Source organism: Pinisolibacter sp. DMC100 (assembly GCF_056313705.1).
In genome coordinates this window covers 73,045-99,470 of record NZ_JBQUZT010000001.1, presented here as the reverse complement: position 1 = coordinate 99,470, position 26,426 = coordinate 73,045, and the positions used below count along the sequence as shown (strand labels likewise).

Here is a 26,426-nt window from a genome sequence, read left to right as displayed (position 1 = left end):
CCTCACGCCGGCTCGGCGATCGGGGGTGCTACGGCGACGCCGCGAAAGGCGGCGGCGATCCGCTCGAACACCGGCGTCAGCTCGCGGTCGCGGGTGGTGTGCAGGACGATCTCGCTCGACGGCAGGTCGGGCAGACCGTGGTCGGGCCCCGCCACGACGACACCCTCGGGCACAGCCGAACGGCCGATGCAGCCGATGCCGATGCCGGCGGCGATCGCCGCCCTGACCGCCGCGAGGCCGCGACTGGCGAAGGTGACGACGAAGGGCAGACCCGCCCGGGTCAGCGCCTCGAGCGCCTGATCGTGCACCCGGCAGGGTCGGGCGAGGAGGGCGAGGGGCACCGGACGCCCCGGCCCCCAGGTGCAGGTCGGCGACATCGCCCAGACCAGATCGTCGGTGAAGAGCACGCGTCCTTCACCGCCGGTCTCGCCCAGCGGGGCCGCGTCGCGGCGGAAGCGACGGGTCACCGCCGCGTCGAGGCGGCCGGCCGCGAAGTCGTCGCGCAGCTCCTCCGAGAGACCCAGGGTCATCGACAGCGTCAGCCCCGGCAGGGCGCCGTGGAGCGACCGCAGGATGTCGGGAAGACGGCCGGCGGTCGCGTGTTCGCTGACGCCGAGGCCGACGCGCCGGAGTGGCACCGTCCGGGCGGCGCGGGCGAGCGCGTCGTCGTGCAGGGCCAGGATGCGGCGGGCGTCGGGCAGGAAGCCCTCGGCGAAGGAGGTCGGGGCGACGGCCCGCGGCGTGCGCTCGAACAGGCGTCGGCCGAGGCGATCCTCGAGTTTCCTCAGGCGGACCGACACCGTCGACTGCGTCGCCCCGAGCAGATCGCCGGCGAGCGTGAAGCTGCGGTGCTCGGCCAGAGCGACGAAGGTGCGCAGGAGTTCGATGTCGAGATCGGCCATTGGCACCCCCGATGATTTCATTTTCGAATGATTGAAATGGTATCAATTCGTTTCAGTAATGCAAGCCGCGGCGCCATCCTTCACGAACCGGCAAGCCCGCCGGACCGCCAAGGAGTGCGCCCATGCCGACCATCCATGCTCTCGTCTCGTCGCCCCGCGTCGATGCCGCCGCGATCGGCGAGATCGCCCGCACCCTCGTGTCGCTCTCCGGCCGGCTGCTCGGCAAGGCGGAGGCGGTGACGGCGACCGTGGTGGAGACGATCCCGCCGGCGCAGTGGTTCGTCGGCACGCGCTCGCTCGCCGACCTCGACGCGGCGTCGTTCCGGGTGGTGATTCGCGTCACCCAGGGCACCAACGACAAGGACGAGAAGGCCGCCTTCGTCGCCGCCGCGTCGGCGGCGATGGCGCGGATCCTCGGACCTGCGCGGCCGGAAAGCTACGTCGTCGTCGACGAGGTGCCGGCCGACGCCTGGGGTTGGGGCGGCGAGACGCAGGAACACCGGGCGATCGCCGCCAAGATCGCGAAGACCGAGACCGAGACGACGGTGTTCGACACCTATCGCCGGTTCGGCATCCGTTGAACGCGCGCGGGGGTGGACGGCAACACTTCCTTTACTCCCGATGCCTAGTGTTCTCGGCGCGGGGTTCGAGAGTCTTGCGTGCCCCCGCCGAAATTCAGGCACTCCACCCGGAGGCGGTCATGGCCGGCATTTCCACCCTGCGTCCCGCGAGTTCGCACGCTACCTCGGCGACGGGGTCGCGCATCAAGGGGTTCGGATCGCTCGCCGCCGTGCAGGTGAGCGCCGCCAAGCAGGCGCAGGAGAACTCGGGCAAGACCTCCATCGCCTCGATGCTCGACGACAACATGTATTCGTTGGCGTCGAAGTCCGGCGTCGGCGCCTCGTCGGTGATGCTCTTCACCAACAGCTGGTCGACCTCGAGCGGCACCTCCGGCACGATGCTCGACTACTACGCCTGAGCCGTCCCGCTTCGTCTCGACACACGGCGCGCCGCGATCCTCCGATCGCGGCGTCTTCGTTTCACGGCTTCGTCACCGTCTCGACGAGGGCCAGCGCCGCCGGGCCGTCCCAGTGGGCGGGGCCGGCCATGGTGCCCAGTTCGCAGCCCTGCCGGTCGACCAGGATGGTGGTCGGCAGGCCGGAGGCGAGCCCGATCTGCTTCAACGCCTTGAAGACGCCGAGCGTCGCGTCGGTGCGATGGGCGAGCGTGGTGGCGCCGATCTCGGCGAGGAAGGCCTTGGGGCGTTCCGGATCGCGGCTGTCGAGATTGATCGTCACCACCTCGAAGTCCTTCGATCCGGCCTTGGCCTGGAGACGGTCGAGGGCGGGCATCTCGGCGCGGCAGGGCGGGCACCAGGTGGCCCAGAGATTGACCAGGACGACGCGTCCGCGCCAGGCGGCGAGGGTGGTCGGGCTGCCGTCGGCGTCGCGGAAGGCGAGGGTCGAGAGGTCGCGCGGTGTGCTCGCCGGCACGACGCCTGCGACGTCGTCACGCAGGGCCGGGGCGAGACGCGCGGCCGCAGCCGGGGCGGCGCTGCATTTTCCCGCCGTCTCGTCGTTGCCACCCGCCCCGCCGATCCCGTATACGCGAACGAGACCGAAGGCCGTGAGGCCGGCGATCGCGCAGGCCGCCACGACGAGACCGAGCCGCGAGCCCGCAGGGGGGCGCGGGGTCGACGGGGCGGCGGCGTCTTCGTCTCGTTCGTTCATCTCGGTCTCCGGGTCTTCGACCGTCGAGAAAGGTTCGTCATGTCCAATCGCATGTGGGGCGGCCGCTTCGCCACCGGTCCCGACGCCATCATGGAAGAAATCAACGCTTCCATCGGTTTCGACCAGAAACTGTGGCGTCAGGACATCGCCGGTTCCAAGGCTCACTCCATCATGCTCGCCGAGCGCGGCATCATCTCGGCCGCCGATCGCGACGCGATCCACGCCGGTCTCGACGAGATCGCCGCGGAGATCGAGGCGGGGACCTTCGTCTTCGAGCGCAGCCTCGAGGACATCCACATGAACATCGAGGCGAAGCTCGCCCAGAAGATCGGTCCCGCCGCCGGCCGCCTCCACACGGCGCGCTCGCGCAACGATCAGGTCGCGCTCGACGTCAAGCTCTGGGTACGCGACACCCTCGATCACCTCGACTCACAATTTCATGATCTGATGAGCGTGACCGCCGCCAAGGCGCTGGAACACGCCGCCGTCGTCATGCCGGGCTTCACCCATCTCCAGTCGGCGCAGCCGGTGACCTTCGGCCACCATCTCCTCGCCCATGTCGAGATGTGGGCGCGCGACCGCGCCCGCCTGAAGGACGCCCGCGCCCGCCTCAACGAATGCCCGCTGGGCGCCGCGGCGCTCGCCGGCACGTCGTTCCCGACCGATCGGGCGATGGTCGCCTCGGCGCTGGGCTTCGACCGGCCGACCGCCAATTCGATGGATTCGGTCGCCGACCGCGACTACGCCCTCGAGGCGCTGGCGGCGGCGTCGATCGCGGCGATGCATCTGTCGCGGCTCGCCGAGGAGATCGTGATCTGGACCTCGGCGCAGTTCCGCTTCGTCAAGCTCTCCGACAAGTTCACCACCGGCTCGTCGATCATGCCGCAGAAGCGCAATCCGGACGCGGCCGAGCTGGTGCGCGCCAAGACCGGCCGCATCGCCGGCTCGTTCAACGCGCTGCTGATGGTGATGAAGGGTCTTCCGCTGACCTATCAGAAGGACATGCAGGAAGACAAGGAGCAGACCTTCGACGGGCTCGAGTCGCTCTCTCTGGCGCTCGCCGCCACCACCGGCATGATGCGCGATCTCGAACCCGAGGTCGCCACCATGCGCAAGGCGGCCGGCTCGGGCTTCTCCACCGCCACCGATCTCGCCGACTGGCTGGTGCGCCGTCTCGGTATCCCGTTCCGCGAGGCCCATCACGTGACGGGTCGTATCGTGGCGATCGCCGCCGATCGCGACACCACGCTCGACAGGGTGACGCTCGCCGAGATGCAGGCGGTCCACGCCGGCATCACCGAGGAGGTCTTCTCGGTTCTGTCGGTGGCCAAGTCGGTCGCCAGCCGCGTCTCCTACGGAGGCACGGCGCCGAAGAACGTGCGTGCCCAGGCCAAGCGCTGGGTCGCCCGTCTCGCCAAGGAAAAGCCGGCCTCCGCCTGAGGTCCTCACGCCCGAAGGGTAGGCAGCCATGACCGTTTCGAACACACTCGAACGTCTCCGCATCCCGGTCCTCGCCGTCGCGCTCGCGCTCGCTCTCTCGGGCTGCGGCCGCAAGGCCGAGCCCGAACTGCCGCGCGCCACCGGGCCGGAGGCGTCGCGCACCGCGTTCCCGATCGGTCCGATCGGGCCGTCGGCGGCGAAGCCGGCGGACCCCGCCAAGACCGAGAAGAAGTCCTTCCCTCTCGACTTCCTGCTCTGATCGACGGTTCCGTCTGCGGGGCGTGATCACGATCCCGCGCGGGCCATTGCCGCCGAGGCGGTGGCGTGGGACGTTCGGGCGACCGCGGCGGAGGTCGCGAGCGTCGACGCGAGACCCGCGTCGGTGACGCCGGACAGGACGATGGACACCAACGACCACGACGCCCCGCCGAGGGGCGAGACCCTCGGCCCCGCCGCGCTCGATCGACGCCTCGGGCGCGCTCGCGCGCGGGCTCGGGCGGTGGTGATCGCCGAGGCGGTGGCGATCGAGGCGGCGCTGCCGGTCGCGCTCGCCCTCCTCGTCGTGGCGCTCGCCTGGATGGGCCTGCGCGACGCGCTGCCGGGCCTCGTCGGGGCGGTGCTCTTCTGGATCTTCGGCCTGATCACCGCCGCCGCCTTCGTCCGGGCGGGGCTGCGGCTTTCCCGCGATCTGCCGGCGCGGTTGGCGCGGGCCGCGGTCGTGGCGCGGATCGAGCGCGCCTCGGGGCTCGCGGGTCGCGAACTCGAGATCGTCGACGACCGTCTCGCCGACGCGACCGCGGATGCGACGACGCGGGCGCTGTGGGCGGCCCATCGCGAGCGTGCGGCGGCGCGGATCGGCCGGCTCTTCGCCGGTTCTCCGCAGCCCGATCTCGGCCGGCGCGACCGTTTCGCGCTGGGGCCGATCGTCGCCATGGCGCTGTTCGTCGGCTGGTTCGCCGCCCCGGGCGAGCACGGCGCGCGGCTCGAGGGCGCCTTCCGCGCGTCTTGGCCGAGCGGCCCGGCCGATCGGCTCGACGTCTGGGTCGAACCGCCCGCCCATACCGGCCTGCCGCCGGTCTCGCTGCTGATCGACGGTCAGCCGCCGGTCGGCGCCAAGAGCGACGCCAAGACCGACACGGGCGACGGCGCGGCACGGACGCTTCCCGCCGGCAGCGTGCTGGTGCTGCGCGCCACCACCGGCGAGGCGGGGCGCGCGCCGATCCCGGTCGAGGCGGCGGCGACGCCGGCCGAGGCGGTGGCGCCGGTCGACGCGGTACCGGCGCGGACCGGGGTCGCCGAGACGCGGCGCCGGCTGGTCGACGACGTCGACGTGATCCTCAGGCGCGACGGCCGCGAGGTCGGGCGCTTCGCCTTTTCGGTCGCGCCCGACGCGGCGCCGACCATCGCCTTCACCGAGGAGCCGGCGCGAGCCGGGCGCAGCGGGCTCGGCCTCTCCTACGAGATCGCCGACGACTGGGGCGTCGTCTCGGCGCGGGCGCGGGTGCTGAAGCCGGCGGTCGGGCGACCGCTGTTCGATCCGCCGGAGTTCGCCCTGACCCTGCCGCCCGGCGCCCGCCACGTCGGCCGGGCGCGGACGGTGCGTGACCTGACGCTGCATCCCTTCGCCGGGGCCGAGCTCGAGATCGAGCCGGTGGCGGTCGACGGGGCCGGACAGGAGGGCGTCGGCGAGAAGGCGAGCGTGCGCCTGCCAGAACGCGACTTCCGCGATCCGCTCGCCCGGGCGCTGATCGACTATCGCCGCCGGCTGGCGCTCGATGCCGGCGCGATCAAGGGCGTCGCCGCCGCGCTCGAGGCGCTGACGCTGGCGCCGGACCGGTTCAAGACCCGCGCCTCCGTCCATCTCGGCCTGCACCATCTCGCCCACCGTGCCGCCAAGGCGCGCGACGATGCGGAGATGCGCGGGCTGGTCGAGGAACTGTGGACGGCGGCGGTGACGATCGATGCCGGCGACACCGCCGAGGAGGCGAAGGCGCTGCAGGCGGCGCGCGAGGCCTTGGCCGAGGCGCTGCGCAACGGGGCCTCCGACGCCGAGATCGAACGGCTGACCCGCGAGCTGCGGCAGGCGATGGATCGCTATCTCCAGGCGCTGCAGGAAGCGGCGCGCCGCAATCCGGAGGCGCGCGACGGCGCCACGGGGCAGGAGCGCCGAATCGACCGCAAGTCGCTCTCCGACATGCTCGACCGCATCGAGAAGCTCGGCCGCACCGGTTCGCGCGAGGCGGCACAGCGGCTCCTCGACGAACTCGGCGACACGCTGCAGGCGCTGCGCGGCGCCAAGCCCGGCCAGAGCCAGGGCATGGCCGGCAGCGACGCGGAGCGGCAGCTCGGGGACATGATCCGCCGTCAGCGCGACCTGATGGATCGCACCCACCGCGCCGATCGCGAGGGGGCGGACGCCGGCGAGCGCGAGCGGCTGACCCAGGAACAGCAGGCGCTGCGCGACGACCTGCGCCGGCTGCGCCGCTCGCTCCAGGGCGGCGAGGGGCGCGACGGGTCGGCCGGCACCGAGCCGGGCGAGGGCGGCGACGGCGAGGAGAACGGTCTCGACGAAGCCGATCGGGCGATGGACGACGCCGGCCGGGCGATCGATCGCGGCGACGGGCGCGGCGCGGTCGGGTCGCAGGGCCGGGCGATCGACGGGCTCAGGCGCGGGGCGCGCGAGATGGCGCGCGGCGACGAGCCGGGCGAGGGGCGCGAGGGCAACGGCGAGGAGGACCCCTTCGGCCGGCAGCGGCCGTCGAAGAAGGCGGACGGACGGCGCGTCGGCATTCCGGAGGAGATCGACGTGGAACGGGCGCGCCGCATCCTCGAGGACATTCGCCGTCGTCTCGCCGATCCCGATCGACCGGGCGCCGAGCGCGACTATCTCGACCGGCTGCTCGAGGTCGAGTGAGGCGAGCCGACGGCGGTGCGCGATGCTTCGAGACGGCGCGCATCGCGCGCCTCCTCAGCATGAGGCGCTTTTCGTTTTTTATGCAAACACATACGCCTCATGCTGAGGAGGACGCCGAAGGCGTCCGTCTCGAAGCATCAAGCACGGTGTCGAGGCTGCCTCGGCCGGTTCGGTTCAGCCCGCGAGCCGGGTCGGCTGGGGCACGCCGGCGAGCGTCGCGGCGACGATGCGGCGGATGTCCGCCAGCGTGAAGGGCTTGGAGACGACGTCGCGGACGATCTGGTCGAGACCGTGGGCGCGCTCGCGCTGATCGGCGTAGCCGGTCATCAGCAGGATCGGCAGATGGGGATGGTCGCGGGCGACGTTCAGCGCCAGCGCGATGCCGTCCATGATCGGCATCTTGATGTCGGAGACCAGGAGGTCGAAGGCGTCGTCGGTCTCGAGCGTCTCGAGCGCGATGGCACCGTCCTCGACCGCCAGCACCGTGTGCCCGTCCATCTGGAGGGCGCGGTCGACGAAGGCGCGGACGGAATCGTCGTCCTCGGCAAGAAGAATTCGAGCCATTGCGGTTCTCCCATCCCCGCGAATCGTCTCGTGGACGAGTGTGTCTCCGATCGGCTTACGCCGGGAGAGGTTTTCTCCGGCGAATCGGGCCGATCACGCGATTTTCATGTCATTCCACGGCGACGACGTGGCCGATGTAGGGCAATTCGCGGAAGGCGTGCCCCATGTCCATGCCGTAGCCGACGACGAAGAGGTCCGGACAGACGAAACCGACGAAGTCGCCCTCGATCGCCGCGGCGCGGTGGCCGGGCTTGTCGAGGAGGACGGCGAGGCCGACCCGCTCGGCACCACGGTCGAGCATCAGCTGCTTGGCGAAGGCGAGCGTGCGACCGCTCTCGAGGATGTCGTCGACGAGGACGACGTTGCGCCCCTTCACGTCGGTCTCGAGATCGCGCAGCACGGTGACGGTGCCGGCCGAGGTGGTGCCGGAGCGATAGCTCGACAGCGACATGAAGTCGACTTCCGGCGAGACGCCGGCGCCGTGCAGCGCGCGGATGAGGTCGGCGGCGAAGACGAATCCACCCTTGAGGACCGCGACGACGAGAAGGTTCTCGCCGAGGCCGGCTTCACGGATTTCGGCGGCAAGGGCAGCGACCCGCGCGGCGATCTCGTCGGCGGGGAAAAGGACGTCGATACGGGGCTTCGTCATGGAAGTCCTGCCTGTCGGTTGCGGCGTTCGGCGAAACGCACCTGCAACTCGGCGGCGCGATCGGGCGGGGCGACGAGGCGGGTGCGGAACTTGACCGTCTCCCCGGCGGCGATGGTGGTGGCCCGCGGGTCGACGGACCAGACATATAGTTCCTGCGCGTCGCCGTCACGCAGTGCGAAGCGAAGGGCCGGGACCTCGCGGGAGGCGGCGGTGGTGTTGGCGATCGAGCCTTCGACGACGAGGACCGGCTTGCCGTCCTCGGTCTCGCGCAGGGTCTCGATCGGGCCGAAGACCATGCCGCGCAGGTTCACCTCGAGCCCGACCATCCGGTAGAAGCCGGCGAGCGAGGGGACGGTGGCGACGACCGGTGCGCGGAAGACGACGAGGCCGACGACCGCGAGGCAGGCGGAGGCGAAGACCGCCGGGCCGAAGAGGGGCGCGAACTTCTCGAGCGACCGCGGCAGATGGAACAGGCGACGACGATAGACCGGCCCGCGCCGGGGTTTCGACGGGCGAGGGGTGGGCGGAGCGGCGGCGGGCGCGGCGGCGACCTCGGGTTCGGCGGTGGCCTCCATCGCGGCGACGGGGTCCGCGGCGTCGACCGCATCGGCCGAGGCATCGACGTCGTCGGTCGCGTCCATGTCGAAGCCGGCGAAGGCGTCGTCCGAAGCGCCGACCGGTTCGGTCGGCTTGTCGCCGGAGAGCGGGCCGAAGAGGTCGTCGACGGCCGACTGGCCCATCGGTGCGCCGCCGTCTTCCTCGACGGCACGGGCGAACTCGGCATCGATGTCGGAGACGATCTCGGGGGCGCGCTCGGCTTCGGCGGCCGGGAAGACGCGCCATTCCTCGCCGCAGCGGGTGCAGCGGACCTTGCGCCCCTTCGGACCGATGCGGTCGTCGGGGATCGTATAGGCGGTTTCGCAGGCCTGACAGATCGTGCGCATGGGTCTTCGGTCGCCGTTCTCTCGAGCATCTTCGCGGGGCCGGTCTGAACGGCGCGTAAACCAAGGGGGGCGCGTGGGGCGCACGAGGGGGTTGCCCATACATTCTTGGTTAACGAATTCTCAACGCGGCGGGACGAGGATGAGGCTGGACCCGTCGGCCTGCCCACGGGCGATGGAGCATGGATTGATCGAATTCGAGAACGTCGGCCTCAGATACGGAACCGGACCGGAGGTGCTGCGCGATCTCAACTTCGCGATCGCCCCCCGTTCGTTCCAGTTCCTGACCGGCCCGTCGGGCGCCGGCAAGACCTCGCTCATCCGCCTTCTGTTCATGTCGCTGAGGCCGACGCGCGGTCTCATCCGCGTCTTCGGCCGCGACACCGCGCGGGTCGGCCGCGACGAGTTGCCGGGGCTCAGGCGCCGGATCGGCGTGGTCTTCCAGGACTTCCGCCTGCTCGACCACCTGACGACCTACGAGAACGTCGCCCTGCCGCTCCGGGTGGCCGGTAAGGACGAGGCGAGCTATCGGGCCGACGTGGTCGACCTGCTCGAGTGGGTCGGGCTCGGCGAGCGGATGCACGCCATGCCGCCGGTGTTGTCGGGCGGCGAGAAGCAGCGCGCGGCGATCGCCCGCGCCCTCATCACCCGACCCGAGATCCTGCTCGCCGACGAACCGACCGGCAACGTCGACCCGCCGCTCGCGCGGCGGCTGCTCAGGCTCTTCGTCGAGCTCAATCGGCTCGGTACCTCGGTGCTGATCGCCTCGCACGACCTGGCGCTGATGGACCAGTTCGACGCTCGTCGCATCGTGCTGGCCGACGGCACGGTCGAGATCTGGGAGTAGGCGATGGCGATGCGGACCAGAATGGGTGCACGCGGCGACGGCCGCGTCGAGGCGCCGGGACGCGAGCCGATGCGGCCGCCGGAGGGCGGCAACGCGCTGGTGCCGCCGCGCTCGGTCGCCGGCCGTGCGCTGGTCTCGGTGGTGGCGATCATGTGCTTCCTCGCCTGCCTCGCGGTGGTGACGCTGGTCCAGGTCAGGACGGCGGCGCGCGACTGGCAGGTCGACGTCAGCCGCGAGGCGACGATCCAGGTGAAGCCGATCGGCGACGTCGGCATGGAGATGCGCCTCGCCCGCGCGCTGTCGCTGGCGCGCGAGACGCCGGGGGTGCGCTCGGCCCGTCTGGTCGACGAGAAGGAGAGCACGGCGCTGCTCGAGCCCTGGCTCGGACCGGGGCTCGACGCCCGCACCCTGCCGATTCCGCGGCTGGTGGTGCTCGAACTGGCCGATCCGGCGACGGCGGACCTCTCGGGGCTCGCCAGGAAGCTCGCCGAGAACGTCGAGGGCGCGGTGCTCGACGATCACGCCATCTGGGCGGCGCGGTTGCGCACCATGGCCGGCGCGGTGGTGCTCGCCGGCGTGGCGGTGGTGGCGCTGGTGCTGGTGGCGATGATGCTGTCGATCGTCTTCGCGACGCGGGCGGCGATGGCGGCCAATCGCGACGTGCTCGAGGTGCTGCATTTCGTCGGTGCCGAGGACACGTTCATCGCGCGCGAATTTCGCCGTCATTTCGTGGCACTGGGATTGGAAGGCGGCGTCATCGGCGGATCGGCGGCGCTGGCGCTGTTCCTCGTCGCGGGCTTCGTCTTCGGCGGCGGGCGCGGCGATCCGGTCGGCGATCAGGCGCAGGCCCTGTTCGGCGGCTTCTCGATCGGCTGGGGCGGCCTTCTCGGCATCGCCTCGATGGTGGCGTTGGTCACGGTGTTGACGGGGGTGGCGTCGCGCGCCACCGTCCTCGGACACCTGTCCCGCCTGGAGTGAGTATCGGCCATGCTCGGGATCGAGGTCGACGAACCGGATTCTGATATGGTCGGCGAAGGATGGATTCGCTCCGGAACGGCGAGAACGATCGCTGCCGGAAAACTCGGGTCTGCGAAGCCGATGAACTGGTACGAGACAGTGTCGCCGGGCGTGGTGATCGCGTGGGTTGCCCGCGCGGTCGGGCTCGCGGTCGCGACCGGCATCGTGGTCTTCGGCGTCGGTTTCTTCGTCTTCGCCTTCGCGGTCGCCTCGCAGGAGGAACCGGCCGACCCGCGCGCCGACGCCATCGTGGCGCTGACCGGGGGGCGCGACCGTGTCACCGAGGCGATCGAACTGTTGGTCGCCGGCAAGGGCCGGCGCCTGCTGATCTCCGGCGTCCATCCCCAGACGCGCGCCGTCGACATCAAGCGGGCGGCCGACGTCGGCGGGCCGGTCTTCGACTGTTGCGTCGATCTGGGGCGGATGGCGCAGTCGACTGCAGGCAACGCGGAAGAGGCGGCGCGCTGGGTCGAGGAGCACGGCTTCACCAGCCTGATCGTCGTCACCAGTGCCTATCACATGCCGCGCTCGCTGATCGAACTCGACCGGGCGCTGCCCAACGTGCGCAAAGTTCCCTTCGCGGTGGCGCGGCCCGAACTCAACCTCGACACCTGGTATCGCCATCCCGCCGCGGCGAAGCTTCTCTTCGGCGAGTACGTCAAGTATATCGTGGCACGGTTCGCGCACTCGGCGCCACGGGCGAGCGCCACGCAGGTGGTGCGGCTCGACGGAACGACGGCGCATTGATCCCTCAGAGACGGGTGCGCGCGTCCCATGCCGATCACGATCTTCCTCAGGTCCCTGGTCTTCAACGCCTTCTTCTACGTCCACACGCTGACGTGGATGCTGGTGCTGCTGCCGACCGTCTTCTTCCCGCGCTCGGCCATGCTCGCCGGCATCAAGCGCTGGGCGAAGACCAACCGGCGGGCGCTCGAGCTGATCGGCGGCGTCCGCACCGAGCTGCGCGGGCTCGAGAACATCCCCCCGGGTGGGGCGATCATCGCCTCCAAACATCACTCGACCTACGAGACGGTGTCGATGCTCGACCTCTTCTCCGACCCGGTCTACGTGATGAAGAAGGAACTGCTCTCGATCCCGCTCTTCGGCTGGTACGCCAAGAAGGCCGAGCAGATCCCGGTCGATCGCGCCGCCGGGCGCACCGCGCTGGTGGAGATGACGCGGCGGGCCCGCGCGGAAGTGGCGCGCGGCCGTCAGCTGATCATCTATCCGGAGGGCACGCGCCGGCCGGCGGGCGCCGAACGGGCCTACAAGCACGGCATCGTCAATCTCTACGAGGCGCTCGGCGTGCCGGTCGTCCCGGTTGCGCTGAATGCCGGCCTGTTCTGGGCGCGCCACGTCTTCACCCGCCATCCCGGCACGATCGTCGTCGAATTCCTGCCGCCGATCCCGGCGGGCGGCGACGGCGAGGTCTTCTTCGCCGATCTGCAGGAAACCATCGAGACGGCGACCGACCGGCTGATCGCCGAAGCCTTCGCCGGCCCCAACCCGCCGCCGATCCCACCGGGGGGTGAGGCGTGGTCCGCCCGCGCGCCGAAGACCTGAGTGGTCGTTCCTCTTCCGTTCCAGAATCCACTTGCGTGATCTATCGGAATGTTCCATCTTTGTTCCGAGCAAGGATGGAGGGTCCGATGGACGTGCGGGGGATGGCCGGCAGTGCCGCGATGCGGCGGCGCGAGTTCGTGGTGGTCGATCGGGCGGCGGGTGACCGCGCCTCCTCGGGCCGTGCCTTCGGCCGGGTGCCGGCCTTCGACGGTCTCGCTGGACCGGCCGGTTGGCTCGCGAACCGCTTCCTCGTCTGGCGCGGCGCCTCGGGCCGGGTGCATGTCTTCTCCCGTTGCGACGACGTCGACGACGTCGCCGGCGATGCGCTGTTCCTGATCCCGCGGGTCGATGCCGCCGGGCGCATCGTCGGCGCGCGCGTCGGGCTGCGACCGGAGCCGGGACACCCCGCCTGGGTGCATTTCGTCGGCGACGACGAGGGCGCGCTCCGGCGTGCGCGGATGGATCTCGCCGCCGCACCGCGCGGACCGGTGCCGCCGACGATCGCCGATCGGGATCTGCCGCGCGCGGCGTGAGCGGCGACCCGGCCGGGTGGTCACCTGGGGCGTCGAGACGACCTCGGGCGTGACGGCGGAGCCTCGCCGACGGGTGGACGTCCGCGGCGATGCGGCCTATCTCGGAGGACCGCCGATCCGATCGAGAGTGGACCCATGACCGAGACCACCGGAACCGACCATCCGCCGAAGCGCCGCAGGGCGCCGCTGATCGCGCTCGGCGTCGTGGTGATCCTCGCACTCGCCTGGAGCGGCTTCTGGTTCTGGGGCCGCGGCCGGCTCGCCGACGAGATGGATCGCCGGCTGGCGGAGCTCGCGACCCGCGGCGTCTCCGTCGTCTGTCCGAACCGGACGATCGGTGGCTTCCCCTTCCGCATGGAGATCGGCTGCAGCGATCCCGGCCTCGAGATTCCGGACCGCGGCATCGGCGGCTCGGTCTCGGCGCTGCGGGTGGTGGTTCAGGTGTGGAACCCGCGCCTGATCATCGCCGAGTTCGACGGGCCGCTGGTCTTCGCCGACGGTCGCGGCGTCAAGGTCGACGCGACCTGGCGCACGCTCAGGGCCTCGGCGCGGCTCGCGCCGGGCGGGCCGGAGCGGGTCTCGATCGCGGCGGAGGGCATCGACGCGCGGACGACCGATGCGGCGAACGTCGTCTCGCGGCTCGTCGCCGAACATCTCGAACTGCACGGGCGGGTCTCGGGCGAGACGGCGCACGATCTCGACGTCGCGGTCTCTGCCGCCTCGGCCTCGCTCGACCTCGAAGGCCGTCACGTCGGCCCGCCGCGCTCCGATCTCGCGGTCGCGACCACCCTCCGGGACTTCCTGCCGCCGCGTGCCGGAGACGTCGCGCGCGGCTTTGCCGAACGCGGCGGGCGGATCGAACCGATCCGGGTCGACTGGTCGGTCGGCGGCATGGCGGTCGCCGGCAAGGGGGCGCTGACGCTCGGCCGCGACGGGCTCCTCGACGGGGCGATCGGCTTCGCCGCGCGCGGGCTCGAGGCGCTGGCGCTGCAGGGCAAGGCGCTCGGCGCCGAGACGGCGGGACTGCTGGGCGGTTTCGTCCTGCTCGGCAAGACGTCGAGCGATCCCGAGCTTCCCGGCCGCCGCCTCGATCTGGTGATCGAGCACGGACGGCCGCGCTTCGGACGGGTGGTCGGTCCGCCGATGGCGCCGCTCTTCGTGCCTTGAGCCGCCGCGAAGCGGCCGCATCGCGGACGTCGTACGGATCGTTCGACGTTTCCGAGCTGGACCTCGGCCCCCGTCCTCGCCAAATGTCGGGGTGACGGGACGGCCTTCGCCGTCCGCCGAGGATGACCGCATGACCGAACGCCGCGTCGAGACCCTTCTGTCCGCCCCCTCCCGCCACTGGGTGGGCGACGGCTTTCTCGTCCGCCCGATCTTCGGGCAGGCCGCCTTCACCCGCGTGGTGAGCCCGTTCCTGATGTTCGACTTCGCGGCGGAGCGCGAGTTTTCGCCGTCGCCCGCCCCGCGCGGCGTCGGGCCCCATCCCCATCGCGGCTTCGAGACGGTGACGCTGGTCTATGCCGGTACGGTGGATCATCGCGATTCGGCCGGCCATGCCGACACGATCGGCGTCGGCGACGTGCAGTGGATGACCGCCGGCTCCGGCATCGTCCACGAAGAGATGCTCGGCGAGAGCGTCGGCCGCCACGGCGGCCCGGTGTCGATGGCCCAGCTCTGGGTGAACCTGCCGGCGCGCGCCAAGAGCACGCCGCCGCGCTACCAGCCGATCCTCGCCGCGGCGATCCCGACGGTCTCCTTCGAAGGCGGCTCGATGCGGGTGGTCGCCGGCTCGATCGGCGACGTCGTCGGTCCGGCCGAGACCCATACGCCGCTCGCCGTGCTCGACGGCAGGGTCGTGGCCGGCGGACGCATCGCCCTGCCGATGCCGACGGCCTGGACCGTCCTGGTCGCGGTGCTCGACGGCGAGGTGACGATCGGCGGCGTGCGGGTCGGGGCGGAAACGGTGGCGGTTCTGGACGACGGTGGCGACACGGTCGAGGTGGCGGGGGGAGCGACCGACAGTCGCATCCTGATTCTCGCCGGCGAGCCGATCGACGAACCGATCGCCGCCATGGGACCCTTCGTCATGAACACGCGGGACGAGCTTTTTCGCGCCGTCGACGATTTTCAGCAGGGACGGATGGGGCGCCTCTGAAACCGGAAGTGGTTCCGCCTCGGAGTCATGCCTGACATGCAAGTGCGTATCTCGGCGGCAACAAGAGCCGTTCGCTTCTTGCTCCCAAAACGTTTTGAAGGAACAATCTCCTCAACGTCGTCGGAGGGTCGGTTCGAATCGGCCGTGTTGGGAACTCCGCTCGACGCCGTCGGCCGTGCATGCCGGCCGACGTTCAATTCGAGGTGGACATGACGAAGGCGGCCGAGACGATCGAAAGTTTGGCGAACTCACTGCGTTCGCTGATGAACTACTCGACGACGGCCTCCGGAGCGACCTTCACCATAGGCGAGTTGTCGTCGCATCTCGGCGTGTCTCTGCGAACGTTGCGCTTCTATGAACAGGCCGGCCTCCTGCAACCACACCGCGAGGGGGCTCGGCGAATCTATTCCAGCGAAGATCGGGCCCGCCTCGAGGTGATCGTCGCGTTGCGCGAGTTCGAAGTGTCGTTGACCGGGATCAAGCAACTGCTGGCGACCGCCGATGCCGGTGGTCCGAACATCGAGACGCGGATCGTCGCGCTCTACGACCAGCTGCTCGAAGACGTGCATACCGCCAACGCGGTGCGCATCGCCGAGCTCGAAGGCATCAACGGCCGGGTCGAACGCGCCCGCCTCGCCGTCTCCGGCTGACACGGCGGGCGCGGGGCGCGCCGCCCTCAGGCGGCGCGTTCGCCGACGATGCGGACGATGTCCGCCATGATGTCGGTGATCTGGAAGTCCTTCGGCGTGTAGACCGCCGCCACCCCCATACCCTTCAGCGCCTCGGCGTCCTCGGTCGGGATGATGCCGCCGACGACGACCGGGACCTCGTCGAGACCCGACGCCTTCATGCGCGTCATGACGTCCTCGACCAGCGCCAGGTGCGACCCAGACAGGATCGACAGGCCGACGGCGTGGACGCCCTCCTCGAGGGCGGCGTTGACGATCTGCGCCGGGGTCAGGCGGATGCCCTCGTAGACCACTTCCATGCCGCAGTCGCGGGCGCGCACGGCGATCTGTTCGGCGCCGTTGGAATGGCCGTCGAGGCCGGGTTTGCCGACCAGGAACTTGAGGCGGCGTCCGAGTTTCTCGGAGACCGCGTCGACGGCACCGCGCACCGAGGCGACGTCGGCACCGCCGTCACGCGCCGCACGGCCGACGCCGGTGGGTGCCCGGTATTCGCCGAAGACCTCGCGCAGCGTCGCGCCCCATTCGCCGGTCGTCACGCCGGCCTTGGCGGCGGCGATCGACGGCTCCATCACGTTGCGGCCCTCGGCGGCGGCGGAGCGCAGGGCGGCGATGGCGGCAGCGACCGCCTTCTCGTCGCGGCCGGCGCGCCAGGCCTCGATACGTTCGATCGCTTCCGCCTCGACATGGGCTGGAACGGTCAGGATCGAGCCTTCGCCGGTCGTGAGCGGCGAGGGTTCGGTCTCCTTGAAGCGGTTGACGCCGACGACGGTCGAGGCGCCGGCCTCGATCGCCTCGAGCCGGCGGGTGTTCGATTCCACCAGCTTCTGCTTCATGTAGCTCGACTCGACCGCCGCCACGGCGCCGCCCATCGCCTCGATCGCGGCGAGTTCGGTCTTCGCCTCGGCGACGAGTTCGGCGACCTTGGCCTCGATCTCGGCGGACCCATTGAAGATGTCGGCGAATTCGAGCAGATCGGTCTCGTAGGCGAGGATCTGCTGCATGCGCAGCGACCACTGCTGATCCCACGGACGCGGCAGGCCGAGGGCCTCGTTCCAGGCCGGCAGCTGCACGGCGCGGGCGCGGGCGTCGCGCGACAGCGTCACGGCGAGCGCCTCGATCAGGATGCGGTAGACGTTGTTTTCGGGCTGCTGTTCGGTCAGGCCCAGCGAGTTGACCTGGACGCCGTAGCGGAAGCGACGGTTCTTCTCTTCCTCGACGCCCCAGCGGTCACGAGTGATCTCGTCCCAGAGGCGGCCGAAGGCGCGCATCTTGCAGATTTCGGTGACGAACCGCATGCCGGCGTTGACGAAGAAGGAGATGCGGCCGACCGCCTCGCCGAATTCGGCCTCCGGGATCACGCCGGTCTTCTTCACGTTGTCGATGACGGCGATCGCGGTCGCGAGTGCGAAGGCGAGCTCCTGGACCGGCGTCGCGCCCGCTTCCTGCAGATGGTAGGAGCAGACGTTCATCGGGTTCCACTTCGGCATCTCCGTGTAGGTCCAGGCGATGACGTCGGTGGTGAGCCGCATCGAGGGCGACGGCGGGAAGACGTAGGTGCCGCGCGACAGATACTCCTTGATGAGATCGTTCTGCGTCGTACCGGCCAGCTTGGCACGGCTCGCGCCCTGCTCGTCGGCGGCGGCGACGTAGAGCGACAGCAGCCAGGGCGCCGTCGCGTTGATCGTCATCGAGGTGTTCATCTTCTCGAGCGGGATGCCGTCGAACAGCGCCCGCATGTCGCCGAGATGGGAGACCGGCACGCCGACCTTGCCGACCTCGCCGCGCGACAGCGCGTGGTCGGGGTCGTAGCCGGTCTGGGTCGGCAGGTCGAAGGCCACCGACAGGCCCGTCTGGCCCTTGGCGAGATTTCCCCGATAGAGGCGATTGGAGGCCTCGGCGGTCGAGTGACCGGCATAGGTGCGGAACAGCCAGGGCTTGTCGGGGGAGGCGAGGGGCATGGACGTTCGATCCCGGTTACATCATCTTATGATCGATTAGATATCGCACCGCACAAGCGTCGTCATCCCACACGAACGTCGGACTGCGACATTCGGTCTCGCGCCGGTGCGGCGCGTACGGGTAGCCGAGGGCGTGTCGGCGCGCCCGATATCGCGAGCGAGGCGGAAACCCGGGCAAAACCCGCGTGACGCCCACTGCGATCCGTCGCTCCGGCCAGTGTCGGCGATCCGGAGGAATTTTGCATTGCGGCAAGATCTGGCCCGAACGGCGCCGATCGGTCGAATTTCAATCCTTTAGTATTATGGAAATCCGCCGCGAACCGGGCCGATAGTGCGGCCATCGTTGCAGTGCGGCATGGGCCCTTCCCCTGGGGCGCGGTCGCGGGCCCAAAGAAGGAAACGGCCGACGCATGCGTCCGGTCGAACGCGGGAAGGAAGACCATGGCTGGGAATGCTGAAGACCGTCCGCTGAAGGACCTCTACGAGATCGGCGAGATCCCGCCGCTCGGCCACGTCCCGAAGAACATGTACGCCTGGGCGATCCGCAAGGACCGTCACGGTCCGCCGGAAGAGGCGATGCAGCTCGAGGTCGTGCCGACCTGGGAGCTCGACAGCCACGACGTGCTGGTGCTCGTGATGGCCGCGGGCGTCAACTACAACGGCGTGTGGGCGGGTCTCGGCAAGCCGATCTCGGTCTTCGACGTCCACAAGCAGCCCTATCACATCGCCGGTTCCGACGCGGCCGGCATCGTCTGGGCGGTCGGTTCCAAGGTGAAGCACTGGAAGGTCGGCGACGAAGTCGTCATCCACTGCAATCAGGACGACGGCGACGACGAGGAATGCAACGGCGGCGACCCGATGCTGTCGCCCTCGCAGCGCATCTGGGGCTACGAGACGCCGGACGGGTCCTTCGCCCAGTTCTGCCGCGTCCAGGCGCGCCAGCTGCTGCCGCGGCCGCAGCACCTGACCTGGGAGGAGTCGGCGTCCTACATGCTGACGCTGGCGACCGCCTATCGCATGCTGTTCGGCCACAACCCGCATCAGCTGAAGCCGAGCCAGAACGTGCTGATCTGGGGCGCCTCGGGCGGCCTCGGCGTGTTCGGCGTGCAGCTGACCGCGGCGGCGGGCGCCAACGCGATCGGCGTCATCTCCGACGAGGACAAGCGCGACTACGTCATGAGCCTCGGCGCGCGCGGCGTCATCAACCGCAAGGACTTCAAGTGCTGGGGCCAGCTGCCCAAGGTGGGCAGCCCGGAATACGACACCTGGTTCTCCGAGGTGCGCAAGTTCGGCAAGGCGATCTGGGACATCACCGGCAAGGGCAACAACGTCGACATGGTGTTCGAACACCCCGGCGAGAGCACCTTCCCGACCTCGACCTTCGTGGTGAAGCGCGGCGGCATGGTGGTGTTCTGCGCCGGCACGTCCGGCTTCAACATCACCTTCGACGCCCGTTACGTCTGGATGCACCAGAAGCGCATCCAGGGTTCGCACTTCGCCCATCTCAAGCAGGCGGCGGCGGCCAACAAGTTCGTGCTCGATCGCCGCGTCGAGCCGTGCATGTCGGAGGTCTTCGAGTGGAAGGACATCCCGCTCGCCCACACCAAGATGTGGAAGAACGAGCACAAGCCCGGCAACATGGCGGTGCTGGTGTGCTCGCCCAAGACCGGTCTCACCACTTTCGAGGACGTCATCGAAGCGTCGGAAGAGAAGTTCGGCGCCACGGCGAGCTGAGCGGGCGCCGCGCCGCCGGCATCGAAGAAAAAAGGAGCCCCGTCGGAGCGATCCGGCGGGGTTCCGCATTTTTCCGACGAGTTTTCGCAAGGATGCGGGCTGTTTGACCCGGATCTCCCAGCCTCAATGCGTCGGCGGCGTCCGCGTTCTCACCAGCGCCACGGCGTGGTTGATCTCGGCGCCGAGCAGGAAGATCAGGCCGACGATGTAGAAGAACAGCATCGTCGCCACCGCGCCGCCGAGGCCGGCGTAGGTCTTGGCGTAGCCCGAGAAGTGGGAGAGGTACCAGGAGAAGACCCAGCCCGCCGTGAACCACAGCGTCAGCGTCACCAGGACACCCGGCAGGACGCCGGCGATGCGCTGGGTGCGGGCCGGCAGCCACATGTGGGCGGAGAAGAGGAACAGGAACACCGCCAGAATGAAGAGCAGCAGCGGCAGGCGGTTGAACCAGTTCCACCACGGCTCGATGTCGGGGACGTGCGGCGCGAGCAGCCCCCAGGCGACCGGCAGGACGACGACCAGGAAGCCGAGCCCGAGGATGACGATCGCTGCGATCAGCATGAAGAACGTGCCTTCGAGCCGGCGGATCAGGAAGTGGCGGCTGTCGTAGGCGCGATAGGCGTAGTTGAGCCCCATGCGCAGGCTCTCGACCAGACCCGTCACGATGATGACGAGGAGCAGGGCGCCGACGGTGAGGACGCGGCCCTGCGAGGTGGTGAGCACCGCCGAGATCTCGGGCTTGAGGATCGCCGCCACCTGCTCCGGCAACACCGCGAAGAGGCCGCCGGTGCCCTGTTCGGCCGCCGCGGTCAGGTCGGCGACGCCCCATTGGCCGGCCGCCCAGCCGGCGACGCCGGTGACCAGGATCAGGAAGGGGAAGAGCGAGAAGATCACCGAGAAGGCGATGTTGGAGGCGTGCGCGAAGCTCTCGTTGCGCAGCAGACCCCAGTAGATCGCTTCCCAGACGACCCATCCGACGGCGCGCCAGCCGCGGGGCGGCTGGCCGGGAAGGGCGGTGACGGCGGTGTCTTCGGTGGTCGGTTCCGACATGGCGCGGAGATTATGTGGCGGACGCGACGGAGACAATCGTCTCGATGCAGGAATGCACGGCGGGCTGCCTTCGCTTCCCTTTTGCCTTAATCTGGGCTCAAGGAAACGGCGACTCGCGCCGCTTCGACGGCCCTTCCCACGATCAGACCACGGACGGCTCCCGGTGATGACGCCCCGCGCCCGCGCGCTCCGATTCGCGATCCTTCTCGTCTCCGGCCTGGTTCTCGGCCCGGTCGCCCCTTCGGGTGCCGCCGAGACCCCGACCGCCAAGCCCGCCGCCGCCGCTCAGGCCCCCGCCGCAAAGCCGGCGGCGGTCCAACCCGCCCCGGCGCCCGCGCCCGCGCCCGCCCCGGCGGTCAAGGCCAAGCCGGACGAGGTGCAGCTCAGGCTCGACGGCTGGAAGAACGAGATCGAACAGATCGGCGCGGCCCTGCAGCGCGACGGTCTGACCGACTGGCGCCTCGCCGAGATGCGCGGCCGCATCGACACGATCCGCGCCGAGGCCGACGTCATCGACCAGACCGAGAGCCCGCGCGTCGCCTCCTTCGAGGCGCGGCTGAAGCAGCTCGGCCCGGCGCCGGACGCCAAGGAGGACGATACCGCGCCGATCGAGGCGGAGGCGGTCAAGGCCGAGCGCGACGAGCAGCAGAAGCTGCTCGCCGAGGCGCAGGGCCGGGTCAAGCAGGCCCAGCTGATCCGCCTGCGCGCCGAGGAGATCGTCAAGGCGATCGGCGACAAGCGTCGCGCCCGTTTCGCCCAGGACATGGTGCAGCGCTCGCGTTCGGTCGCCGATCCGTCGCTGTGGCTCGAGGCCGGTCATGCGGTTCCGGGCATCGTCTCGGGCTTCGGCTATCTGCTCGGCGACTGGTTCGCGCTTCTCGCCAAGCGCGGCTTCGAGACGGCGACGGCGGTCGGCTCGGCCATCCTCGCCTTCCTCGGCATCCTGTTCCTGGCGCGCCGCCGGGTCGCCCAGTTCGCCGATCGCGACCCGGAAGCGGTCGAGCCGACGCGCTTCCTCAAGGCGCTGAAGGCGGCGGGCATCGTCGTCTTCAACGTGGCGGGACCGGTGCTGGCGATCTGGGGCATCCAGGTGGCGCTCGACGTGTTCGAGCTCAACCCGCCGCGGGTCGGCCTGTTCATCTCGGCGATCGCCGCGGGCGTCGGCTCGGCGGCGATGGTCTACGGCATCGCGCTGGCCATTCTCGCCCCCGGCAAGCCGCAGTGGCGGATGGCGGCGGTCGGCGATCACACCGCGGCGCGGCTGCTCGGCCTCTTCGTCGTGCTGGCGATCGTCCACGGCGTCGGCGTCTGGATGATCCGCCTGTTCGACGCGCTGACCGCCTCGGTGGCGGCGCTGATCCTGGTCTCCGGCCTCTTCGCCATCGCCGATGCGGTCTTCGTCATGTTGGCGCTGCGCGTCGCGGCCCGCACCATGGCCGGCGAGGACGGCGACGAGGAAGCGGCGGAGAAGCCCGAGGAGAAGCGCTCCGGCCTGTGGCGCTGGCTGGTGCCGCTCGGCTGGATCCTGGCGATCGGCGCGGCGGTCGCGGCGATCGGCGGCTACGTGGCGCTCGCCGCCTTCGTGACGCAGCAGACGGTCCGCGTCGGCTTCCTGCTCGGCGCGCTCTACATCCTGCTGGTGCTCGCCGACGAGGCGATCCAGCGGACCTTCGACGCGCGCAGCCGCTTCGGCATCGTCATGACGCGGTCGATGGGTCTGGCGCGCGAGACGGTCGAGCAGATCGGCGTGGTGCTGTCCGGTCTCGTCCGGCTGCTCCTCCTGGCACTCGCCGCGCTCTTCATCCTGGCGCCGATCGGCATCGACGGACAGGACGTCGTCACCGACGCCAAGATCGCCTTCTTCGGCTTCAAGATCGGCGGGCTGACGATCTCGCTGTCGTCGATCCTGACGGCGATCGTCTTCCTGGTCATCGGTATCGGGGTGACGCGCGGCGTGCAGGGCTGGCTCGACCAGCGCTTCCTGCCGCGCACCCGGCTCGACGTCGGCCTGAAGAACTCGATCCGCACGTCCTTCGGCTATCTCGGCATCGTCATCTCGGTGGCGCTCGCCTTCTCGGTGATCGGCCTCGACCTGCAGAACCTCGCCATCGTCGCCGGCGCCCTGTCGGTCGGCGTCGGCTTCGGTCTGCAGTCGATCGTCAACAACTTCGTCTCGGGCCTGATCCTGCTCGTCGAGCGGCCGATCAAGTCGGGCGACCTCGTCGAGATCGGCACCCAGAAGGGGTTCGTGCGCAAGATCAACGTGCGCTCGACCGAGATCGAGACCTTCGACCGCGCGAGCCTGATCGTGCCGAACTCGTCGCTGATCACCGGCAACGTCAAGAACTGGATGCACCGGGATCTCACCGGCCGCTGCCTCGTCGACGTCGGCGTCTCCTACGACACCGATCCGGCCGAGATGAAGGCGGTGCTGCTCGCCTGCGCCGAGCGCCACGACAGGGTGCTGAAGTTCCCGGCGCCGCTGGTGCTCTTCACCAATTTCGGCGCCGACGCGCTGGAGTTCCGCCTGATCTGCACGATCGGCGCGGTGACCGACGTCGGCACGGTGGAGAGCGACCTGCGCTTCGACATCGTACGGACGCTGCGCGAGAAGGGGATCGAGATCCCCTCCGCCCAGCGCGACATCAACATTCGCCAGCTCGGCGACATCGGCGAACTCCTCGACCGTTTCGGCATCGCGCCGGCGGCGAAGGCGCCGACGCCGTCCGAGCCTCAGCCGTGATCTGCCGAGGGATACCCCGCTCCATGAACGTCCAGTCGCGCCTTCTCGTCGTCCTGCCGCTCGTCGCCGCCGCGCTCGCGGCCTGTTCGCGCGAGGCCGCCCCCGTCCGCAGCGAGCCGCCGTTCTATCGCCGGCTCGACATGGGCGGTGGCCCGGTCGATCCGGCCTCGTCGCTGTCGATGATCAACCAGTATCGCGGCAACAACGGCCTCGTTCAGCTGCAGTGGGATCCGACGCTCGCCCGCATCGCTCAAGGACAGGCCGACCGCATGGCGGCGGCCGATCGGGTGCATTCGACCGAGGAAGCCGGTCTCGATCGCGAGTTGCAGGCGGCCGGCATTCCCTATGCCAGCTTCCTCGCCAACTTCTCGGCCGGTTACCGCACCTTCGCCGAGGCCTTCTCGGGCTGGCGGGAATCGAAGCAGCACAATGCGACGATGCTCGCCGGTCGCGCCACGCGGGTCGGGCTGGCCACCGCCTATGCGCCGAACTCGAAGTACAAGATCTTCTGGACGCTGGTCGTCGTCGAGCCGCGCTGACGGGGAGCCGGCGCGGCGGTCGGACCGTCGCGAATACGGGTCGCGCGGCCGGGGCGGGAAAAGCCGTCGGCCGCGCTTGACTTGCGGGGGCCGCCCCCCTTATATCGCGGCGTCTCGCAAGAGTGGGCGCGTAGCTCAGCGGGAGAGCACTTCGTTCACACCGAAGGGGTCACAGGTTCGATCCCTGTCGCGCCCACCATCCACTCTTCTTTTCTCATCGATCGGCAACGGCGCCTCGCGCCGCGCCGGCCTTCGGGTCGGGCGATGCCGCGTCTCCGTCCTCCGTCCGGCTTGTGACCCGTCGGCGTTCCGATAGGATCGCGCCTCCCGACCGGTCCCGAGGAGACGGACGACGATGCTGCCCACCGCGTCGACCTACGCCGACATCATGCGCGCGTTCCGCTGGATCGTGCCCGCCGCCTACAACATCGGCGTCGACGTCTGCCACAAGTGGGCGGCGAGCGAACCCGATCGTACGGCGATCGTCTCGGTCGCGCCCGACGGTGCGGTCGACGAATGGCGCTACGGCCGGCTGGCCAAGGCGGCCAATCGGCTCTCCAACGTGCTCGTCGCCCACGGGGTGGCGCGCGGCGACCGGGTGGCGATCCTGCTGCCGCAGTCGCCCGAGACGGCGATCGCCCATGTGGCGATCTATTCCATGGCGGCGATCGCGCTGCCGCTCGCCGATGTCTTCGGGGCGGAGGCGCTGCTGCATCGGCTGATCGATTCGGGCGCACGGGCCGTCGTCACCAGCCGCGCCGGCGCGCGCAAGATCGCCGAGATCCGCGACCGGCTGCCGGCGCTCGCCCATGTCTTCTGCGTCGACGGGGCGGAGGACGGCGGGCTCGACCTCGCGGCGCTGCTGGAGTGGGCGTCCGATGCCTTCGAGCCCGTGGCGACGCTCGCCGACGAGCCGGGGCTGATGATCTACACCTCGGGCACGACCGGGGCGCCGAAGGGGGCGCTGCACGGGCACCGGGTGCTGCTCGGCCACATCCCGAGCGTCCAGTACACCCACGAGTTCCTGCCGCAGGCGGGCGACCGGCTGTGGACGCCGGCCGACTGGGCCTGGGCGGGCGGGCTCCTCAACGTGCTCCTGCCGGCGCTCGCCCTCGGCGTACCGGTGGTGGCGGCGCGGCGCGAGACCTTCGATCCGCAGGCGACCTGGGCCCTGATCGAGACGCAAACGATCCGCAACGCCTTCATCCCGCCGACGGCGCTGAAGCTGCTGCGCAACGCCGGTGGTCCGCCCGGCGGCAGGCGGCCGGGGCTGCGCACGGTCGGCTCGGGCGGTGAGGCGCTGGGGCGCGAGACCTTCGAATGGGCGCGCGCCGAGCTCGGTCTCGTCATCAACGAGTTCTACGGCCAGACCGAATGCAATCTGGTGCTCGGCTCCTGCGCCGCGATCGGCGTGGTGCGCGCCGGGGCGATCGGTCGGGCGATGCCCGGCCACGTCGTCGGCGTGATCGACGGCGAGGGCCGGCAGGTCGGTATCGGCGAGACCGGTCAGATCGCGGTGATGCGGCCCGATCCGGTGATGTTCCTCGGCTACTGGAACAAGCCGGAGGCGACGTGCGAGAAGTTCGTCGGCGACTGGATGACCACCGGCGACCAGGGCATGGTCGACGAGGACGGCTACGTCTATTTCGTCGGGCGCAACGACGACCTGATCACCTCGGCCGGCTATCGCATCGGCCCGTCGGAGATCGAGGACTGCATCGTCGGTCATCCCGCCGTGGCGCTGGTCGCCGTCGTCGGCAAGCCCGATCCGGTGCGCACCGAGATCGTCAAGGCCTACGTCACGCTGGTCCAGGGATGGGAGCCGAGCGAGGCGCTGGCGAAGGACATCCGCGACCACGTTCGAACCCGGCTCTCGGCGCACGAATATCCGCGCGAGATCGCCTTCGTCGACGAGGTGCCGCTGACGACCACCGGCAAGGTGATCCGTCGCTTCTTCCGCGAACAGGCGCGCGACGAGGCGGCCGAGGCGGCGCGCGAGAAGCCGTGAGCGGCCGTCAGTAGGTCACGACGATGCGGCTGTTGCCCATGCCGTGCTGCTTGACCAGATCGAACAGCTGGGCGGCGGCCTGCGGATGCATGCGGACGCAGCCGTGCGAGGCGGGCTTGCCGAGGCGGGCGACCTCGTAGGTGCCGTGCACGGCGATGCCGCCGTTGAAGAAGATCGAGTTCGGCATCGGCGAGTTGTGATACTTCTTCGAATAGTACTTCTTGTGCATCCGCTGCGGCTGGTATTCGCCGACCGGGGTGCGATAGCCCTTGCGGCCGGTCGAGACGGCGTATTCGCCGGCCTTGACACCGTCGACCATGACGATCATCCGCTGCGACGAGATGTTGATGCGGGCTTCGACCGCGGCTTCCGCGTGGCGGGAATGGCCGAACAGGGCGACGAGGGCGAGGAGGGTCAGAGCGAGAAGACGCATCGCAGAGATCCTTT

The 26,426-nt window shown here is 70.1% G+C and carries 25 protein-coding genes and 1 tRNA gene; 18 read left to right on the top strand and 8 right to left on the bottom strand.

Annotation, left to right across the window (positions count from 1 at the left end; all coding sequences use genetic code 11):
• Window positions 1-2: 2 nt before the first annotated feature.
• Window positions 3-902 (bottom strand): LysR family transcriptional regulator, encoded by a 900-nt coding sequence (locus ACT541_RS00470; protein WP_476133413.1) that lies wholly within the window; start codon window positions 900-902, stop codon window positions 3-5.
• A 122-nt stretch (window positions 903-1,024) separates the two neighbouring features.
• On the opposite strand from ACT541_RS00470, the gene ACT541_RS00465 reads away from it, so the two are divergent.
• Window positions 1,025-1,483: a tautomerase family protein gene (locus ACT541_RS00465; protein ID WP_476133412.1), complete on the top strand. Its 459-nt coding sequence runs from the start codon at window positions 1,025-1,027 to the stop codon at window positions 1,481-1,483.
• A 119-nt stretch (window positions 1,484-1,602) separates the two neighbouring features.
• Window positions 1,603-1,881, top strand: coding sequence for a hypothetical protein (locus ACT541_RS00460; protein WP_476133410.1), 279 nt, complete (start codon window positions 1,603-1,605; stop codon window positions 1,879-1,881).
• A gap of 61 nt (window positions 1,882-1,942) precedes the next feature.
• Here ACT541_RS00460 and tlpA read toward each other — a convergent pair whose 3' ends face one another.
• Complete coding sequence (tlpA, locus tag ACT541_RS00455; RefSeq protein ID WP_476133408.1) at window positions 1,943-2,632, bottom strand: thiol:disulfide interchange protein TlpA; 690 nt, start codon at window positions 2,630-2,632, stop codon at window positions 1,943-1,945.
• Between the two features lie 39 nt (window positions 2,633-2,671).
• Between tlpA and argH the strand changes: the two genes are divergently transcribed.
• The 3 genes from argH (at window position 2,672) to ACT541_RS00440 (ending at window position 6,986) form a co-directional block, all read left to right on the top strand.
• Complete coding sequence (gene argH / locus ACT541_RS00450) at window positions 2,672-4,072, top strand: argininosuccinate lyase (RefSeq protein ID WP_476133407.1); 1,401 nt, start codon at window positions 2,672-2,674, stop codon at window positions 4,070-4,072.
• A 28-nt stretch (window positions 4,073-4,100) separates the two neighbouring features.
• Complete coding sequence (locus ACT541_RS00445; RefSeq protein WP_476133406.1) at window positions 4,101-4,331, top strand: hypothetical protein; 231 nt, start codon at window positions 4,101-4,103, stop codon at window positions 4,329-4,331.
• A 141-nt stretch (window positions 4,332-4,472) separates the two neighbouring features.
• Window positions 4,473-6,986 (top strand): TIGR02302 family protein, encoded by a 2,514-nt coding sequence (locus ACT541_RS00440; RefSeq protein ID WP_476133405.1) that lies wholly within the window; start codon window positions 4,473-4,475, stop codon window positions 6,984-6,986.
• Window positions 6,987-7,160: 174 nt separating this feature from the next.
• On the opposite strand, the gene ACT541_RS00435 is transcribed toward ACT541_RS00440, so the two are convergent.
• From ACT541_RS00435 to ACT541_RS00425, 3 genes are all read right to left on the bottom strand, one after another.
• Window positions 7,161-7,550: a response regulator gene (locus ACT541_RS00435; RefSeq protein ID WP_476133404.1), complete on the bottom strand. Its 390-nt coding sequence runs from the start codon at window positions 7,548-7,550 to the stop codon at window positions 7,161-7,163.
• Between the two features lie 109 nt (window positions 7,551-7,659).
• A complete protein-coding gene (gene hpt / locus ACT541_RS00430; protein WP_476133402.1) occupies window positions 7,660-8,199 on the bottom strand; it encodes a hypoxanthine phosphoribosyltransferase in 540 nt (179 codons plus the stop codon).
• Window positions 8,196-9,143, bottom strand: coding sequence for a zinc-ribbon domain-containing protein (locus tag ACT541_RS00425; RefSeq protein ID WP_476133401.1), 948 nt, complete (start codon window positions 9,141-9,143; stop codon window positions 8,196-8,198). The genes hpt and ACT541_RS00425 overlap by 4 nt, the downstream gene beginning before the upstream one ends.
• Before the next feature lie 184 nt (window positions 9,144-9,327).
• Between ACT541_RS00425 and ftsE the strand changes: the two genes are divergently transcribed.
• The 8 genes from ftsE to ACT541_RS00385 all read left to right on the top strand — a co-directional run bounded on the left by ftsE (window position 9,328) and on the right by ACT541_RS00385 (window position 15,908).
• Window positions 9,328-9,987 (top strand): cell division ATP-binding protein FtsE, encoded by a 660-nt coding sequence (gene ftsE / locus ACT541_RS00420; protein WP_476133399.1) that lies wholly within the window; start codon window positions 9,328-9,330, stop codon window positions 9,985-9,987.
• Between the two features lie 9 nt (window positions 9,988-9,996).
• The gene (locus tag ACT541_RS00415; RefSeq protein WP_476133398.1) at window positions 9,997-10,965 is read left to right on the top strand and encodes a cell division protein FtsX; all 969 of its coding nucleotides are present in this window, start codon (window positions 9,997-9,999) and stop codon (window positions 10,963-10,965) included.
• A gap of 120 nt (window positions 10,966-11,085) precedes the next feature.
• Complete coding sequence (locus ACT541_RS00410; protein ID WP_476133396.1) at window positions 11,086-11,751, top strand: YdcF family protein; 666 nt, start codon at window positions 11,086-11,088, stop codon at window positions 11,749-11,751.
• A 27-nt stretch (window positions 11,752-11,778) separates the two neighbouring features.
• Window positions 11,779-12,567: a lysophospholipid acyltransferase family protein gene (locus ACT541_RS00405; protein ID WP_476133394.1), complete on the top strand. Its 789-nt coding sequence runs from the start codon at window positions 11,779-11,781 to the stop codon at window positions 12,565-12,567.
• A gap of 86 nt (window positions 12,568-12,653) precedes the next feature.
• On the top strand, window positions 12,654-13,100 hold the full coding sequence (locus tag ACT541_RS00400) for a hypothetical protein (RefSeq protein WP_476133392.1): 447 nt from the start codon (window positions 12,654-12,656) through the stop codon (window positions 13,098-13,100).
• Window positions 13,101-13,235: 135 nt separating this feature from the next.
• Window positions 13,236-14,267: a DUF2125 domain-containing protein gene (locus ACT541_RS00395; RefSeq protein ID WP_476133391.1), complete on the top strand. Its 1,032-nt coding sequence runs from the start codon at window positions 13,236-13,238 to the stop codon at window positions 14,265-14,267.
• 130 nt (window positions 14,268-14,397) lie between these two features.
• Window positions 14,398-15,258, top strand: a complete 861-nt coding sequence (locus tag ACT541_RS00390) for a pirin family protein (RefSeq protein WP_476133389.1) — start codon at window positions 14,398-14,400, stop codon at window positions 15,256-15,258.
• A 209-nt stretch (window positions 15,259-15,467) separates the two neighbouring features.
• Window positions 15,468-15,908, top strand: coding sequence for a MerR family transcriptional regulator (locus ACT541_RS00385; RefSeq protein ID WP_476133388.1), 441 nt, complete (start codon window positions 15,468-15,470; stop codon window positions 15,906-15,908).
• Window positions 15,909-15,934: 26 nt separating this feature from the next.
• Here ACT541_RS00385 and ACT541_RS00380 read toward each other — a convergent pair whose 3' ends face one another.
• Entirely contained in the window at window positions 15,935-17,905 is a 1,971-nt protein-coding gene (locus ACT541_RS00380; RefSeq protein WP_476133387.1) for a methylmalonyl-CoA mutase family protein, read from the bottom strand.
• A 441-nt stretch (window positions 17,906-18,346) separates the two neighbouring features.
• Between ACT541_RS00380 and ccrA the strand changes: the two genes are divergently transcribed.
• Window positions 18,347-19,639 carry a crotonyl-CoA carboxylase/reductase gene (gene ccrA / locus ACT541_RS00375; RefSeq protein WP_476133385.1) on the top strand — a complete coding sequence of 431 codons (1,293 nt, stop codon included), beginning with the start codon at window positions 18,347-18,349 and terminating at the stop codon, window positions 19,637-19,639.
• A 123-nt stretch (window positions 19,640-19,762) separates the two neighbouring features.
• On the opposite strand, the gene ACT541_RS00370 is transcribed toward ccrA, so the two are convergent.
• On the bottom strand, window positions 19,763-20,689 hold the full coding sequence (locus tag ACT541_RS00370) for a YihY/virulence factor BrkB family protein (protein WP_476133383.1): 927 nt from the start codon (window positions 20,687-20,689) through the stop codon (window positions 19,763-19,765).
• 166 nt (window positions 20,690-20,855) lie between these two features.
• Here ACT541_RS00370 and ACT541_RS00365 point away from each other — a divergent pair, with 166 nt between their 5' ends.
• The 4 genes from ACT541_RS00365 (at window position 20,856) to ACT541_RS00350 (ending at window position 25,979) form a co-directional block, all read left to right on the top strand.
• Window positions 20,856-23,432: a DUF3772 domain-containing protein gene (locus ACT541_RS00365; RefSeq protein WP_476133382.1), complete on the top strand. Its 2,577-nt coding sequence runs from the start codon at window positions 20,856-20,858 to the stop codon at window positions 23,430-23,432.
• Window positions 23,433-23,455: 23 nt separating this feature from the next.
• Window positions 23,456-23,971 carry a CAP domain-containing protein gene (locus ACT541_RS00360; RefSeq protein WP_476133381.1) on the top strand — a complete coding sequence of 172 codons (516 nt, stop codon included), beginning with the start codon at window positions 23,456-23,458 and terminating at the stop codon, window positions 23,969-23,971.
• 124 nt (window positions 23,972-24,095) lie between these two features.
• A tRNA-Val gene (locus ACT541_RS00355) sits at window positions 24,096-24,170 on the top strand.
• A gap of 156 nt (window positions 24,171-24,326) precedes the next feature.
• Window positions 24,327-25,979 (top strand): AMP-binding protein, encoded by a 1,653-nt coding sequence (locus ACT541_RS00350; RefSeq protein ID WP_476133380.1) that lies wholly within the window; start codon window positions 24,327-24,329, stop codon window positions 25,977-25,979.
• A gap of 7 nt (window positions 25,980-25,986) precedes the next feature.
• Here ACT541_RS00350 and ACT541_RS00345 read toward each other — a convergent pair whose 3' ends face one another.
• Window positions 25,987-26,412: a L,D-transpeptidase gene (locus tag ACT541_RS00345; RefSeq protein ID WP_476133378.1), complete on the bottom strand. Its 426-nt coding sequence runs from the start codon at window positions 26,410-26,412 to the stop codon at window positions 25,987-25,989.
• Between the last annotated feature and the right edge of the window lie 14 nt (window positions 26,413-26,426).